Origin of the sequence: Pseudonocardia oceanicola, from assembly GCF_047200735.1 — a bacterium.
Classification (GTDB): Bacteria; Actinomycetota; Actinomycetes; order Mycobacteriales; family Pseudonocardiaceae; genus Pseudonocardia.
In genome coordinates this window covers 82,434-96,726 of the sequence record NZ_JBJZON010000023.1, presented here as the reverse complement: position 1 = coordinate 96,726, position 14,293 = coordinate 82,434, and the positions used below count along the sequence as shown (strand labels likewise).

General features: G+C 73.5%; 14 protein-coding genes. 6 read left to right on the top strand and 8 right to left on the bottom strand.

All coding sequences use genetic code 11. The features are described 5' to 3' along the window. The first annotated feature begins 37 nt into the window (after positions 1–37). The 4 genes from ACL02T_RS26745 (at position 38) to ACL02T_RS26730 (ending at position 3,238) form a co-directional block, all read left to right on the top strand. Complete coding sequence (locus tag ACL02T_RS26745) at positions 38–529, top strand: Jag family protein (RefSeq protein WP_412833537.1); 492 nt, start codon at positions 38–40, stop codon at positions 527–529. A gap of 110 nt (positions 530–639) precedes the next feature. Then, positions 640–1,302: a 16S rRNA (guanine(527)-N(7))-methyltransferase RsmG gene (gene rsmG / locus ACL02T_RS26740; RefSeq protein WP_412833536.1), complete on the top strand. Its 663-nt coding sequence runs from the start codon at positions 640–642 to the stop codon at positions 1,300–1,302. Between the two features lie 43 nt (positions 1,303–1,345). Beyond that, positions 1,346–2,242 (top strand): ParA family protein, encoded by an 897-nt coding sequence (locus ACL02T_RS26735; RefSeq protein ID WP_412833535.1) that lies wholly within the window; start codon positions 1,346–1,348, stop codon positions 2,240–2,242. Continuing rightward, positions 2,243–3,238: a ParB/RepB/Spo0J family partition protein gene (locus tag ACL02T_RS26730; protein ID WP_412833534.1), complete on the top strand. Its 996-nt coding sequence runs from the start codon at positions 2,243–2,245 to the stop codon at positions 3,236–3,238. Between the two features lie 52 nt (positions 3,239–3,290). Here the strand turns inward: ACL02T_RS26730 and ACL02T_RS26725 are convergent, their stop codons facing one another. Further along, the gene (locus tag ACL02T_RS26725; protein WP_412833533.1) at positions 3,291–4,238 is read right to left on the bottom strand and encodes a D-alanine--D-alanine ligase family protein; all 948 of its coding nucleotides are present in this window, start codon (positions 4,236–4,238) and stop codon (positions 3,291–3,293) included. A 975-nt stretch (positions 4,239–5,213) separates the two neighbouring features. Between ACL02T_RS26725 and ACL02T_RS26720 the strand changes: the two genes are divergently transcribed. Continuing rightward, positions 5,214–5,396 (top strand): hypothetical protein, encoded by a 183-nt coding sequence (locus ACL02T_RS26720; RefSeq protein ID WP_412833562.1) that lies wholly within the window; start codon positions 5,214–5,216, stop codon positions 5,394–5,396. Between the two features lie 466 nt (positions 5,397–5,862). Here ACL02T_RS26720 and ACL02T_RS26715 read toward each other — a convergent pair whose 3' ends face one another. Beyond that, the gene (locus ACL02T_RS26715) at positions 5,863–7,254 is read right to left on the bottom strand and encodes an aminotransferase-like domain-containing protein (RefSeq protein ID WP_412833532.1); all 1,392 of its coding nucleotides are present in this window, start codon (positions 7,252–7,254) and stop codon (positions 5,863–5,865) included. Between the two features lie 235 nt (positions 7,255–7,489). Here ACL02T_RS26715 and ACL02T_RS26710 point away from each other — a divergent pair, with 235 nt between their 5' ends. Further along, positions 7,490–8,191, top strand: coding sequence for a GNAT family N-acetyltransferase (locus ACL02T_RS26710; RefSeq protein ID WP_412833531.1), 702 nt, complete (start codon positions 7,490–7,492; stop codon positions 8,189–8,191). An 83-nt stretch (positions 8,192–8,274) separates the two neighbouring features. Here the strand turns inward: ACL02T_RS26710 and ACL02T_RS26705 are convergent, their stop codons facing one another. The 6 genes from ACL02T_RS26705 to ACL02T_RS26680 all read right to left on the bottom strand — a co-directional run bounded on the left by ACL02T_RS26705 (position 8,275) and on the right by ACL02T_RS26680 (position 14,237). After that, positions 8,275–9,432 (bottom strand): N-acetylmuramoyl-L-alanine amidase, encoded by a 1,158-nt coding sequence (locus ACL02T_RS26705; protein ID WP_412833530.1) that lies wholly within the window; start codon positions 9,430–9,432, stop codon positions 8,275–8,277. A gap of 288 nt (positions 9,433–9,720) precedes the next feature. Then, positions 9,721–10,047: a thioredoxin gene (gene trxA / locus ACL02T_RS26700; protein WP_412833529.1), complete on the bottom strand. Its 327-nt coding sequence runs from the start codon at positions 10,045–10,047 to the stop codon at positions 9,721–9,723. Between the two features lie 52 nt (positions 10,048–10,099). Further along, entirely contained in the window at positions 10,100–11,101 is a 1,002-nt protein-coding gene (trxB, locus tag ACL02T_RS26695) for a thioredoxin-disulfide reductase (protein WP_412833528.1), read from the bottom strand. Positions 11,102–11,202: 101 nt separating this feature from the next. Then, positions 11,203–11,892: a hypothetical protein gene (locus ACL02T_RS26690; protein ID WP_412833527.1), complete on the bottom strand. Its 690-nt coding sequence runs from the start codon at positions 11,890–11,892 to the stop codon at positions 11,203–11,205. After that, positions 11,889–12,443, bottom strand: coding sequence for an RNA polymerase sigma factor SigM (gene sigM / locus ACL02T_RS26685; protein ID WP_412833526.1), 555 nt, complete (start codon positions 12,441–12,443; stop codon positions 11,889–11,891). The genes ACL02T_RS26690 and sigM overlap by 4 nt, the downstream gene beginning before the upstream one ends. Positions 12,444–12,515: 72 nt before the next feature. Next, positions 12,516–14,237, bottom strand: a complete 1,722-nt coding sequence (locus tag ACL02T_RS26680) for a protein kinase family protein (RefSeq protein WP_412833525.1) — start codon at positions 14,235–14,237, stop codon at positions 12,516–12,518. Positions 14,238–14,293 lie beyond the last annotated feature (56 nt).

Below are 14,293 nucleotides of genomic sequence, written 5' to 3'. Positions count from 1 at the left end.
GGCGGAGCGGACGAGCTGACGTGGAGAGGAGACACACGTGCCGAAGACCGCGGAGAGCGGGTCCGAGGACCAGCTGATCAAGGAGGGTGACATCGCGGGCGACTACCTCGAGCGCCTGCTCGACATCCTCGACTACGACGGTGACATCGACCTCGACGTGGAGGCGGGCCGGGCGATCGTCAGCATCGACGGCGGCGAGGACCTGGTGAAGCTGGTCGGCGACCGGGGTCAGGGGCTGGAGTCGCTGCAGGAGCTGACCCGGCTCGCGGTGCAGCAGGCGTCGGGCAACCGCAGCCGACTGATGCTGGACATCGCCGGCTGGCGGCAGAGCCGCCGCGACGAGCTCACCGAGCTCGGCACCCGCACCGCACAGGAGGTCAAGGAGTCGGGCGAGTCCGTGCGGCTGCGCCCGATGACCCCCTTCGAGCGCAAGGTCGTGCACGACGCGGTCGCCGCGGTCAAGGGCGTCTCCAGCGAGAGCGAGGGCGAGGAGCCGCGCCGGCAGGTCGTCGTCTTCCGCGACAAGTGAGGCCGGGTCCACCCGGACCCGCACCCCAGCACCCGCCCGCGCCCTCCGTGTCCGCATCGGACCGGAGGGCGCGGCCGTGTTCGGCCCCCTCCCGATCTGGACGGTTTCACGTGGAACATCCCCCCGCTGCGGCGGAGAAGGTCTTCGGCGACCGCCTCGACCTCGCTGCCCGGTACGTCCACCACCTCGCGACGTCCGGCGTCGAGCGCGGCCTCATCGGCCCGCGCGAGACCGACCGTCTGTGGGACCGGCACGTCCTCAACTGTGCCGTCGTCGCGGAACTCGTGCCGGACGGCGCGAAGGTCGTGGACGTCGGTTCGGGAGCGGGCCTTCCCGGGATACCGTTGGCGCTGGCTCGTCCGGATCTTCGGATCGTGCTCGTGGAACCCCTCGCCCGCCGGGTGGAGTGGCTCGGCGAGATCGTCGACGATCTGGGCCTGTCGCTCACCGTGGAGCGGGGGCGGGCCGAGGAGAATGCGATCCGGCGTCGATGGGAGGGGGCGGACGTGGTCACCGCTCGTGCCGTCGCGCCGCTCGCCCGGCTGGCCGCCTGGTCGCTCCCCCTGCTGCGGGTGGGCGGCAGGCTCCTCGCGGTCAAGGGCGCGTCCGCGCCCGACGAGATCGCCCGGGACGCGGCGGAGATCCGCCGGCTCGGCGGCGGCGCACCGGTGATCGAGCGGTGCGGCCTGGGCGTCGTCGACCCGCCGAGCACCGTCGTCTCGGTCGAACGGGAGAGCCGGCCCGCCGGCAGGCCGCCGAGGAGGCGCTCGTGATCCCGCCGTTCCACGTGACACGTCGTCAGGAAGGCCCCGCACGATGAGCATCGGCTGGACCCCCATCGCCGAGGAGGCGGAGCGCGCCGCCCGCCTGCGGCACCCGGACCGGCACGGCATGCCGAAGCCGGCGCACCGGCGGATCCTCACCGTCGCCAACCAGAAGGGTGGCGTCGGGAAGACCACGAGCACGGTCAACATCGCGGCGGCGCTGGCGATGCACGGGTTGCGGGTGCTCGTCGTGGACCTCGACCCGCAGGGCAACGCGAGCACGGCCCTCGGGGTGGAGCACCGCGCCGGCACGCCGTCGATCTACGAGGCACTGCTCGGCGAGATCGGGATCGTCGAGGCCGCGGCGGTGAGCACGGCGTCGGACGACCTGCTGTGCGTGCCCGCGACGATCGACCTGGCCGGGGCCGAGATCGAGCTGGTCAGCATGGTCGCCCGCGAGTCCCGGCTGCGGCAGGCGCTGTCCGACGAGGTGCTCGACGAGCTCGCCGTCGACTACGTCCTGATCGACTGCCCGCCGTCGCTCGGCCTGCTCACGGTCAATGCGCTCGTCGCGGCGCAGGAGGTGCTGATCCCGATCCAGTGCGAGTACTACGCGCTGGAGGGTCTGGGACAGCTGCTGAGCAACATCGACCTCGTGCGCTCGCACCTCAACACCGCGCTGCACGTCTCGACGATCCTGCTGACCATGTACGACGGCCGCACCAAGCTCGCCGACCAGGTCACCTCGGAGGTGCGCCAGCACTTCGGCGGCACCGTGCTGCGGACGGTCATCCCGCGCAGCGTGAAGGTGTCCGAGGCGCCGGGCTACAGCCAGACGGTGCTCGCCTACGACCCCGGATCGCGTGGCGCGATGAGCTATGTCGACGCGGCCAGGGAGATCGCGCTGTACGGTTCGCGGATGGGCGGGCCGGAGACGAACGGGGCGTAGATGGCCGAGCGCAAGGGCGGGCTGGGCCGCGGCCTGGCCGCGCTGATCCCCACGGCGCCTGCGGGCGAGCAGCCGAGCCGCCCCTCTCCCCCGACGCCACCCTCCCGGGTACCGGAGTCCTGGGAGCGCGGCACGTCCCCGTCACCCGACGGCCAGGCATCATGGAACGAGTCGTCGTCCCGGTCCGTCGCCGAGGCAGGTGCGGTCTACCGGGAGATCCCGGTCGCGGCGATCCGACCGAATCCGAAGCAGCCGCGGAGCCAGTTCGACGAGGAGCACCTCGCCGAGCTGGCCCACTCGATCCGCGAGTTCGGGCTGCTGCAACCGATCGTCGTGCGCGAGGCCGGCCCCGGCAGCTACGAGCTCGTGATGGGCGAGCGGCGCTGGCGGGCCTCGCAGCAGGCCGGGCTGGAGGTGCTGCCGGCGATCGTCCGGCGCACCGGGAACGACGAGATGCTCCGCGACGCGCTGCTGGAGAACATCCATCGCGTCCAGCTGAACCCGCTCGAGGAGGCCGCCGCCTACGAGCAGCTGCTGGCGGAGTTCGGCGTGACCCAGACCGAGCTGGCCGATCGCATCGGCCGCAGCCGGCCCGTGGTCACCAACATGATCCGGCTGCTGCGTCTCCCCGTGGCCGTCCAGCGCCGGGTCGCGGCGGGAGTGCTGTCCGCCGGCCACGCACGCGCCCTCCTCGGGCTCGACGACGCCGAGGCCCAGGAGGAGCTCGCGGCCCGGATCGTCGCCGAGGGGATGTCGGTGCGGGCGACCGAGGAAGCGGTCGTGCTCGCGCGCAACGAGAAGTCACCGGGCAAGCAGCGGCAGTCGCGCTCCCGGCCCACGGCGACCGCCGGCATGACGGAGCTGGCCACCCGCCTCTCGGACCGCTTCGACACCACGGTGAAGGTGGAGATGGGCGCCCGGAAGGGGCGGCTCGTCGTCGAGTTCGGGTCGGCGGAGGACCTCGAGCGGATCGCCGGACTGATCGAGCGGAGCTGACCGCGTCTCACGGGAGACGCGAGCGACGGTCCCGCCGGTACGGCGGGGACGTTCACGCCCGGTCGACGGCGCGTTCCACCAGCGCGGCGAACACCGTCCCGAGGTCGCTCCCCTCGGCCGCGACGGCGGTCGGCAGCAGCGAAGTGTCGGTCAGGCCGGGCGAGACGTTCACCTCGAGGATCTGGACGCGACCCTCCTCGTCGACGACCGCGTCCATGCGGGAGACGTCGCGGAGGCCGAAGAGCGCGTGGGCCTGTAGGGCGGTCTCGCGGAGACGGTCGAGGACCTCGTCGGGCAGGCGGGCCGGGCAGTGGAAGCTCGCGGCGCCCTGGGTGTAGCGGGCCGTGTAGTCGTAGACGCCGCCGGGGACGTCGACCTCGACGGGCGGCAGGGCACGTGGCTCCGCGCCGTCGTGCACGACGGAGACCGCGACCTCCGTCCCGCACACGAACCGCTCGGCCAGCACCGTGTCGGCGTAGGCGAGGCAGCTGACCATCGCCGACGGCAGCTCCGCGGCCGAGCCGACCACCTGGGCACCGAGGGCCGACCCGCCCTGGTCCGGTTTGAGCATCAGCGGCAGGCCGAGCCGGTCGACCATGGCGTCGAGGACGGCCTGGGCCCCCAGCTCGCGGAAGGTGGTGTGCGGGAGTGCGACCCAGTCCGGCGTGTGCAGGCCGGAGCGGGCGAGCTCGGCCTTGGCGGTCGGCTTGTCCCAGGCGCGCCGGCACGCGGACGACGCCGTGCCGACGAAGGGCACCCCGAGGAGCTCCAGCACGGCTTGCACCGCACCGTTCTCCCCCTCCCCCCCGTGCAGTGCGACGATCGCGGCGTCGGGCCGCTCCGTGCGCAGGCGCTCGATCAGGGTGGCATCGGCGTCCCACTCCCGGACGTCGAGCCCGCCGGCGCGCAGAGCGCCCGCCAGTCGGCGGCCGGATCGCAAGGACACCTCACGCTCGTGGGACAGCCCACCCGCCAGTACGGCCACGCTTCGATCGCTCACCGGGGCATTCTGCGCCACGACGTCGAGTGGTGCGGCGGCCGGTGTGGCTGTTTCACGTGAAACAGGCGCGGCGGGTGTGGGAGGGACTCGGCGCCGGCTCGAGGCCCGAGGAGCGGAAGCGACGGCGACGCTGCCCGTCCTCGTGCTCCGGTGGCGTCCGGTGATCTCGTGCTCGCCCCGCCGGCGTTCCGTGACCACTGCGGCGACGGGATCCGGACCGGCGGACGCGGAGGTCGGCGTGCGCAGAAGGTCGGCAGTGCCCCCGAAGACCGACGTGGGCCTGCTCGACGAGTGCGTCCCGGACGGCGCCGTCGGGACTCCGCGGTTCTCGACCGGTGTCGCTGTTTCACGTGGAACAGGAGCACGAGCGCGTCGTCCTGCATGTCGGACGCTTCCTACCGGGAGCTCCTGCACCACCCCCGAACCGGGCGCTGCGGTGCCCCAGGGCGGCAGGTCAGGTGATGCGACTCCGGTCGGGCGGGACCTGTGCGCCCTCGGGGGCGGCGATCTGATCTGACCGCTGTCGCGCGGGCGGGTGCCTCCGCGGAGCTGGAGGGCCGGGCGGTACGCCCCGCATCCAGGGCGGAACCGTGGTGGCCGACCTCACGCGTCACGTGACACGCCGGCTGGGTCCGTCGGCGCACGGCCACCCGCAGCCCGCCCCGAGGACGCAGTTCTCGGTGGCGCAGTCGTCGGGCGCAGGTTCACGGGGAACGAGCGAACGTCAGCGTGAGTCACCTGGGTCGCCGCGCTCCGACCAAGCGAGCACACCTGCCTGTGTGTCGGGCGGAGGGCACGGTCGGACCCCTCCGCCACGGAGGGTGCGCAGCGGTCGAGATGCCGGGAGGATTCGCACCGGTTCAGCGCGCCGAGCCGCTCCGTCGACCTCCGAGGGGCTCGGCGACGTCGGTGGTCCGCACGTCCGTTGCCGGAACGCCGGACACGCGCGGAAGCACGGCCGGGACGGAAGGGACGATGAACGCGGCCGTGCCGCCCGCGGCCTTCGCGTTCGCCACGGCGTGCAGCGCGACCGTGGTCTTGCCGCTGGGCTTCGGGCCGCCGCAGTCGGAAAGAAGTGACGCGCGAGGCGCAGTGGTCGATCGGCATGCGCTCCTGTTTCCCGGCATCCTCGCCTCGCTACCCGAACGTTTCACGTGAAACTTGCCGCCGGCTGTGCGGGTCGGGGGCAACCGCTCCCTCACCGCGCCGTCGGAACGCAGCATCTCAAGATGTCCGGCGCGGCTCGGTTACCAGGCGGCGCAGGCCCGAGCACCGCGCGCCGGGATAGCGAGGAGGTGGCGCGATCGGCGGGTGCACCGCTCCCCGTCTCGCTCGCACGTCGAGGAGCGCGACAGCCCTCGGGCCCCCACGACGAAGTGCCGAACGCCCGGCACCGGGATTGCTTCCAGCGGAGTCGGAGAGCCCACGCGGTCGCCGGTCGACCGGGGATCGCGTGTGGCGTCGTCCGTGTCCCGCAGCAAGACATGGACGCGAGGGTGCTGCCGCGCAGTCCCCCTTCGGTGCAGGGCCGTCGTGCCACGCAGTACCGCGTTTCACGTGAAACACCCGGCGAAGGTCGAACGCCCCGCGGACTCACCGCGTGGCGTTCGGGGAGAAACGAGGATCAGGCCGTGTCGGGGCTCGGGGTGTGGGATCCCCGCCGGAGTTCGGGCGCGTTGGTGGCGGGGAGGCCGAAGGTACGTCGGACGTCGAGCTCGGTCTCGATGACCGCGGCGAGGCGGCGGACGCCCTCGGTGATGCGTTCCGGCGTCGGGTAGCAGTACGAGAGGCGCAGCTGCCGGCTGCCGAGGCCGTCCGCGTAGAAGCCGGTGCCCGAGGCGTACGCCACGCGGGCGGTGACGGCGCGCGGGAGCATCGCCTTGGCGTCGACCCCCTCGGGCAGGGTGACCCAGACGTAGAAGCCGCCGTCGGGCACCGTCCAGGCACAGCCCTCGGGCAGGTACGTCTCGAGCGCGTCGAGCATCGCGTCCCGGCGCTCCCGGTACTGCTCGGTGTAGGCCTTCACCTGGGCGCGCCAGTCGTGCTTCTCCAGGTACCGCGACACGATCATCTGCGTGAAGCTCGGCGGGCAGAGCGTGGCGGACTCGGCGGCCAGTACCAGCCTGTCCCGCACGGCCGGAGGCACGAGCGCCCAGCCGACCCGAAGCCCGGAGGCGAAGGTCTTGGAGAAGGAGCCGAGGTACACGACGTCGCGGTCGAGCGAGCGCAGCGCCGGGTAGCGGGTGCCGCTGAAGCCCAGCAGCCCGTACGGGTTGTCCTCGACGACGCCCACGCCGTACTCCGCGCAGAGGTCCAGCACCCGCTGCCGTCGCTCGACGGCCAGGGTCACGCCGGCAGGGTTGTGGAAGTTCGGGATCGTGTAGAGGAACTTCGGGGTGACGCCGCGCGCAGCGAGCGAGCGCAGCGCCTCCTCCAGCAGCTCCGGGACGAGCCCGTGCTCGTCCATCGCCACGTGGACCACGCGCGCCTGGTAGGCGGCGAAGCTACCCAGCGCGCCGACGTACGAGGGCCCCTCGGCGAGCACGACGTCGTCCGGGTCGCAGAACAGCCGGGTGACGAGGTCCAGGGCCATCTGCGAGCCGACGGTCACGACGACGTCGTTCGGGTCGGCCTCGATCCCCTCCTCCCGCATGATGTCGCAGATCTGTGCGCGCAGTGCCGGCACGCCCTGGGCGGAGCCGTACTGCAGCGCGACCTGTCCTTCGCGGGCGACCAGGTCACCGATCTCGGCGGACAGCGCCTCGAGCGGGAGCGCGGCGAGGTTCGGCATGCCACCGGCGAGCGAGACGACCTCGGGCCGGCTGGCGACGGCGAACAGCGCCCGGATCTCCGAGGCGACCATGCCGGACGTGCGTGCTGCGAACCGCTCGCTCGGGGGGACCGGCGCGGCTGCCGCCGCCCGCTCGACGGAGACGCCGGGCTGCTGCGGGGACGGCGGGATCGTCACGGTGGATCCTCCAGGTCGACGGCGGGGCGGAGCTCGCGGAGCGAACATGTGCACTGATCGCCGCCCGACGGCCACGTGCGCGCAGCCTCGGGGAGCGAAAGTGGCTCTTGAGTGTAACCGGGACGGGTGTACGGTCTGCCCTTCGGCGAGGCTGAGACACCGGTCGCAGCAGCCGGGGTGTCGCCGAGGCCCCGACCGACCTACCATCGAACGGCCATCGTGATCACACGGGGGCTCTCGACCACGCGGAACCCGATCGGGTCGGCCGCCGGGAGGTAGCACGTTGTCCTGGCACGTCGCCGCGGTCAACCTCGACAACTTGGGGGACCTCCCCAAGCGTTGTCGCTCCTGCGTCTTCTGGGAGCTCGCACCGCACCTCGCGAAGCAGGCCGAGGACTTCGGCACCACCGATCTCGAGAAGGAGGCCTGGGTCTCCGAGATCCTGCTCGAGTGGGGCTCGTGCGGGAAGATCGTCTATGTCCGCGGTGCGCCCGCCGGCTACGTCCTGTACGCGCCGCCGTCGGCGGTCCCCCGCGCCACCGAGATGCCGACCGGCCCGGTGAGCGCCGACGCGGTGCTCCTCACGGCGCTCCAGGTGATGCCGGAGTACGCCGGCGAGGGGCTCGGCCGGATGCTCGCCCAGTCCGTGGTGAAGGACCTGACCCGCCGTGGTGTGAAGGCGGTCGAGGCGTTCGGCGAGGCGCGGCCGGGCTCCGAGCCGGGCTGCATCATCCCGGCTGATTTCCTGCGCAGCGTCGGGTTCAAGACCGTCCGACCGCATCCGCGGTGGCCCCGGCTGCGGATGGAGCTCCGCTCGGGGATCACGTGGAAGGAGGACGTCGAGCACGCGCTCGAGCAGCTCCTCGGGACCGTCACCATCCCGATGCAGGCTGCGGCGCCGGTCGAGCGGCCCGGGTACCGGGTACCGGCCCCCACCGGATGCGCGCCCACGGACGATCTGAGGGCGCGCTGTACGGGCCGCTGAGCGGCTGAACTACATCGGTGTGAGCCGGGGGCGCGGGAACCGCGAAGTGGCGATTCCCAACCCTGAGAGCGATTCTCCCGGCTTCAGATGGCTTGAGCCTGGTTCCGGTTGAGCTCATGAGCCAGGACGTCCGAGAACGTGAACGTGCCCGTCGGCTGGTCGTTCTGGCCGAGCAGGTAGAGCCGCTTGACGGCGACGAGGATCCCCTCGGCCACCACGTCCCGGAATCCGGAGTCGAGCAGCTTCGTACGGTCGCCGATGTGCGTGAGGTAGCCGAGCTCCACGCGGACGGCCGGCATCCGGGTGAGCCGGAGCAGTTCCCAGGTGCGGGCCTGGCTGCCGCAGTCGAGCATCGCGGTGCGGGTGAGCAGCTCGCGCTGGATGAGCCCGGCGAGCGCCTCCCCCACCGTGGAGGTGACGCCCGAGCCGTTGCCGAAGTGGAACGTGGCGAGGCCCTGCGCGTACATGCTCCGGTTCGCGTCGGAGTGAAGAGACAGCACGAGGTCGGCGTTCGCCTCGTTGGCGAAGGAGGCGCGTTCGGCCTCGGCCGGGCACGTGTCCTCGCGGCGGGAGACCAACGCCTCCATGCCGGTGGCGGACATGCGCCCGACGAGCCGCCGGGCGAGATCCCACATGAGGTCCGCCTCGCACACCCCCGCGACCTGGACACCGCGGTCGAGACCGCCGTGCCCGGGGTCGACGACGATCCGCTTGCCCCGCATCCGGGGACCCGCGCGCCGCAGCAGCTCCTGCTCGCGCAGCAGGCCCGGGCGCCCACCCACGACCTTGCGGCCGAGCTGGCGCAGCGCGCGCAAGGTGCCGGGGCCGCACACGCCGTCCGGCGCGAGCCCGTAGTCGCGCTGGAACCCGCGGAGGGCCTCCGCGGTGCGCTCGTCGAACACGCCCGACGGACGACCGGGGTCGTACCCGAGCTCGAGGAGGCGGGTCTGGAGCTGGCCCACGTCGTCCCCGCTCATCGGGGCGGACACCATGAGCGCCAGCATCCGGTCACCGAGCGTCCAGCCGGCCTCCCGCAGCGCGCGGTAGGTGTCCGGGCCGACGATCCCGTCCGTGATCAGCCCTCGGCGCTGCTGGAACGCCTGGACGGCCCGCTCGACGGCCCCGTCGAACACGTCGTCGGAACCGGGGGCCGGAGCGGCGGCCAGCAGGCCGAACCGCCGCAGCGTCGTCCTGATCTCGACGACCGCCGGCCCGCGGTCCCCGCGGCGGAGCAGCTGCATGCACCCCTCGCTCGATCTCCGTCGCGCCGGTCACGACGCGACCCGATGGTCCGGGCCCGCACGCGGTCGTACCGCACGCGATCGCCGTCTCCGGCGTGTCCGGCCCGGTTCCCGGCCGCCGACCATTCTGCCCTGCGCCGCCACGTCCGGGGGACAGCGGGCCGTGCACGGGCGTGTCCGCGCAGTCAGCGGGCCGGAAAGTCGGCGAACGGCCGAACGGCCCGCCGACCGATCGCCCGGTGCCCGGGCGATCGACGACAGGCCGTGTCGGACCGGTTGCAGATCGCGTTACAGGTAGTCCGAGAGATCGCTCAGCAGGGCGGCCTTCGGCTTGGCGCCGACGATCGTCTTCACCGGCCGGCCGTCCTTGAACAGGATCATGGTCGGGATCGACATGACCTGGTACTGCTGGGCGGTCTTGCCGTTGGCGTCGATGTCGAGCTTCGCCACGGTCAGGTTGTCCTTGTGCTCGCCGGCGATCTCGTCGAGCACCGGGGCGACCATCTTGCACGGCCCGCACCAGGTGGCCCAGAAGTCGACCAGCACGGTCTTGTCGCTCTTCAGGACGTCCTGCTCGAACGTGGCGTCGGTGACGTCCACGGTGTTGTTGCCCATCGCGATGCTCTCCTCGCTCGGTGGTGCGCCAGGGAAGGGGTCAGGTGCGTGGTCAGTGGACCGCGGCCGCGACGTCCTCGGCGTCGGTGCCGTAGCCGCCGCCGGCCATCTCGGGGTCGATGGGCTCCTCGGCCAGCCAACGCTCGGCGTCGATCGCCGCGGAGCAGCCCGACCCGGCGGCGGTGACGGCCTGCCGGTAGGTGTGGTCGACCAGGTCACCGCAGGCGAACACGCCGGGGATGTTCGTGTGCGTCGTGGGGGCCTTGGTCCTGACGTAGCCCTCGTCGTCGAGCTCGACCTGGCCGCGGACCAACTCGCTCCGCGGGTCGTGGCCGATCGCGACGAACATGCCGGACACCTCGAGGGTCGACTCCTCGCCGGTCACGGTGTCCTTGAGCTTGAGTGCCGAGACGCCGTTCTCGCCGACGACCTCGGTGACGGCCTTGTTCAGCTCCCACCGCATCTTCGGGTCGTTCTGCGCCCGCTCGAGCATGATCTTGGAGGCGCGGAACTCGTCGCGGCGGTGCACCACCGTGACGCTCGACCCGAACCGGGTCAGGAAGGTGGCCTCCTCCATCGCCGAGTCCCCGCCGCCGATCACGGCGATCGGCTTGTCCCGGAAGAAGAACCCGTCGCAGGTGGCACAGGCCGACACGCCGCGGCCGAGCAGCTCCTGCTCCCCCGGCACGCCGAGGTAGCGAGCCGCGGCACCCATGGCGAGGACGACGGCGCGGGAGCGGTAGGTCACGCCGTTGGCGGTGACCTCCTTCACCGAGCCCTCCAGCTCGACGGACTCGACGTCCTCGGCCCGCAGGTCCGCGCCGAAGCGCTTGGCCTGGCCGCGCATCTGCTCCATGAGCTCGGGGCCCATGATGCCGTCGGTGAAGCCGGGGAAGTTCTCCACCTCGGTGGTGGTCATCAGCGCGCCACCGAACTGGGTGCCCTCGAACACCAGGGGCGCGAGCTGGGCGCGCGCGGCGTAGATCGCCGCGGTGTACCCGGCCGGTCCGGAGCCCACGATGATGAGGTCGTGGATCTTCTGCTCGGTGCTCACCGATGCCTCTCTTCCCGCTCGACTGGCTCGGCCCACTCAACACGATCCTAGGAGCGGACATTCCCCGGGCCGGGCGGCGCACGCGGGCCGTGTGGTGGCAGTCACCCGCCCGTGGTGACGTCGGCCAGGACGGCGTCGCAGTCCTCGCTCGGCACCACCGCCCGCACCCGGCCGAGCCCGCCCGTCCCGAGCACGAGCAGGGTTCCGCGCCGCCCGTCGACGACGACCGGGCGCCCCGCGAGCAGGGGGCCGCGGGCGGGCGCCGCGCCGGCCCGCTCCAGGCACGCCGCACGCGCGTCCGGGCGCCGGAGCTGCCCGACGTCGAGGGTGCCCTCGGCGAGGACGCGGGCGGCGGCGGCCGCCGGGTCGACGGCCTCTCCGGCCGGCGCCGCCGACGGTCCGGCGACCGCCACGACGACCAGCGCAGCCGCGGCCGCGGTCAGGACCAGGGGCCGGCGCCGGGGCGCGCCGAGTCGTCGCGACCGCGAGCCGTAATCGTCCTTCTGACGAGTACCCGCTCCCGCCGTGCGGACTGCGTGTTCGGCCTGCTCCCGATCGATCGCGTCGAACGTCGCCGCCAGGCGGGCGGCGACGGCGGGGGGCATCCGCGCCGTGGGTACGGCCGCGAGCTCGGCACGCGTGGCTGCCAGCGCGGACAGCACTCGACCGGCGTCCGGACCGGCCGCCGCGATCACCCTGGCGGCCGCGTCCTCGTCGGGCAGGCCGGCTTCGGCCTCGGCGAGGCGGGTGAGCCGGCCGCTGCCGCCCCCGGGCTCCCCCCAGCCGCTCACGCGTCCCCCTCCCGCAGGTGCCCGAGCAGCCCGGCGAGCCGGACCCGCCCGCGTGCGCACCGGCTCTTCACGGTGCCCGTGGGTACCTGCAGGACCGCCGCCGCCTCCGCCACGGGATATCCCATCACATCGACGAGAACAACACAGACCCGCTGGTCGGGTGGCACGTCGGCCAGGGCGTCGAGCACCGCGAGCCGGGTCGTGGCGCCCTCGGCAGGATCGCGGCCGACCGGTACCCGGTGCGGGTGCCCGAAGCCGGACGGCGGCCGGGCGCGGTCGTGCCGGATCCGGTCGACGCACTTGTTCACCACGATGCGGTGCAGCCACGTGCTCACCGACGCCTCCCCGCGGAAGCCCGCCGAGCGGCGGTAGGCGGACTCGAGCGCGTCCTGCAGGACGTCCGCGGCGTCCTCGGGGTCGCGCAGCACCCGCAACGCCACCGCCCACAGCCGCTGGCCGTGCCGGCGCACCAACTCGTCGAACGCGCGGCGCTCGCCGGACCGGTGCGCCTCCAGCAGCTGCAGGTCGGACCGCGCGTCGAGCAGGGGCACGCGGCGGACGCTAGGAGCCGGACGGTCCTCCCCGGCCGGGAACGGCCGAACCGTTCACAGGAGGGAACCGGGTCAGAGCCCCGCGCGGTAGAAGGTGAGCTCGTCGACCTGGCTCACGTTCGCGTCCCCGCCGCCGCCGAGCGTGGTGATCCACAGCAGCACGTGCTGCGTCGGCTGGCTGTCGGCCATCGAGACCGTGGTGGTGCCGGCGGAGAGCGTCTGCGTGCCGATCAGCTGGGTCTGCGCGAGATCGGCGTCGGCCGACGGTGCCGACCGGATCTCGACCACGGTCCCGGCGCTCGGCGAGCGCACGGTGAGCCGGGACAGCTGCTCGACCGACGGGAAGGAGGCCATCAGGCCCACGCCCGGCTTGAGCGCCGGCAGCTGCTGCTTGTAGGTGAAGGTCGACCAGCTGGTGGCCGGGTCGCCGTCGATCGCCCGCTCGACGTCGGCGGCGTTGTCCCGGTCCCCGGTGCGGTCGTACACCTCGAGCGCCACACCGCTGATCGCCACACTGGCGGCCGGGGCACCGGGCTCCGTCGGTGGCGGCGCACCCGCCGCGTTGTCGCCGACGACGATCGCCGGGCCGCTCGACTCGCCGACCAGCGCGCCGAGCTGTACGCCCAGGTACCCGAGCACCACGAGCACGCCCGCGCCGAGCACGCACAGCCCGATCAACAGCTTGCGCCGGCGCCGCGGGTCCTGCGGCGGGGCGTCGCGGCCCTTGTCCTGCCACACGTCGCCGGGCTCGGCCGGCACGCCGTCGTGCTCCGGCGGGAACAGCGCGGCCCGGTCGTCCTCGGCCACGACCTCGCCGATCATCCGGTGCACCGCGGCCGCCGTGTGCACCCGGCCGACGGCGGCGCCGGCGGGGTGCCACCCGAGCGCGGCGGTGCACACCGCGTCGAGCTCCACGGGCACACCGGGGCGCAGCGCCGACGGCGGCACGGGCGCGCCGTGCTCGTCGCGTCCCGGCGAGGGGAGCCCGGCCCGGGCGGCGTCCGAGCCCGACAACGGCCAGCGCGAGGTCAGCAGGGTGTAGAGGACGGCACCGAGACCGCGGACGTCGTCCTCGGGGGTCAGACCGGGCCGGGGCAGCACGAAGGCGACCTGCGCCCGCCCGTCGCCGGTGACCCGGATCCGCTGCGGGTGGTCGGTGCCGAGGACCAGGCCCCGGCTGTGGGCCTCGTCGGCGGCGGCCGCGAGCTGCTGGACCATCCGTGCCGCGCGCAGTGGCTTGATCAGACCGCCCGCGACGGCCTCGGTGAGACTGTGCTCGGCGACCCACTCGGTGACGGCGGCCCCCTGCACGTCCGGCGGGACGCCGGGCGAGCCTGCGGCCAGCACGTCGAGCAACCGGGCGCACCCCGGGTGCTCGAACCCGCCGGACCGCAGCGCCCGGACGATCATCTCCCCGGCGCGGGCGGTGCCCTCCGGGTCCTCGTCCGCCTCGTCGGCCGGGAGCCGGCGCAGGACGGTCACGCCCACGTCGCGTTGCAGGATCGTGTCCTCGGCCCGCCAGAACTCGGCGCCCGCGCTCAGGTCGGCGCCGACCCGCAGGACGAGCCGGTACCGGTTGCCGAGGCGTGTGCCGGGGCCCGTCGGCACGGTCGACCGGATGGTGCCGTCCGCGTGGCCGGTGAGGGTGCCCACCGGCGGGGCGGCCTGGACGGCGCGGGCCGTGACGGTGTCGGGCGGGGCGCCCGGGGTCGGGATCGCGGTGCCGGGGACCTCGGGAGCGGCGGCACCGGTGCCCGACCCGGGCCCGGGCTTCCCCTCCGTCTGCCCGCTCACCGGTCGCGACCTCCACCCCCGTGCGCCACGCGCGACGACTCGTGTCCCCCTGCTAC

What these genes read in the sequence shown, in the direction of transcription:
- ACL02T_RS26735 (WP_412833535.1), top strand. Translation starts at nt 1,346, where the DNA reads ATGAGCATCGGCTGGACCCCCATCGCCGAGGAGGCGGAGCGCGCCGCC.
- ACL02T_RS26730 (WP_412833534.1), top strand. Translation starts at nt 2,243, where the DNA reads ATGGCCGAGCGCAAGGGCGGGCTGGGCCGCGGCCTGGCCGCGCTGATC.
- ACL02T_RS26705 (WP_412833530.1), bottom strand. Translation starts at nt 9,432, where the DNA reads ATGCAGCTGCTCCGCCGCGGGGACCGCGGGCCGGCGGTCGTCGAGATC.
- ACL02T_RS26715 (WP_412833532.1), bottom strand. Translation starts at nt 7,254, where the DNA reads ATGTTCGCTCCGCGAGCTCCGCCCCGCCGTCGACCTGGAGGATCCACC.
- ACL02T_RS26720 (WP_412833562.1), top strand. Translation starts at nt 5,214, where the DNA reads ATGAACGCGGCCGTGCCGCCCGCGGCCTTCGCGTTCGCCACGGCGTGC.
- trxA (WP_412833529.1), bottom strand. Translation starts at nt 10,047, where the DNA reads ATGGGCAACAACACCGTGGACGTCACCGACGCCACGTTCGAGCAGGAC.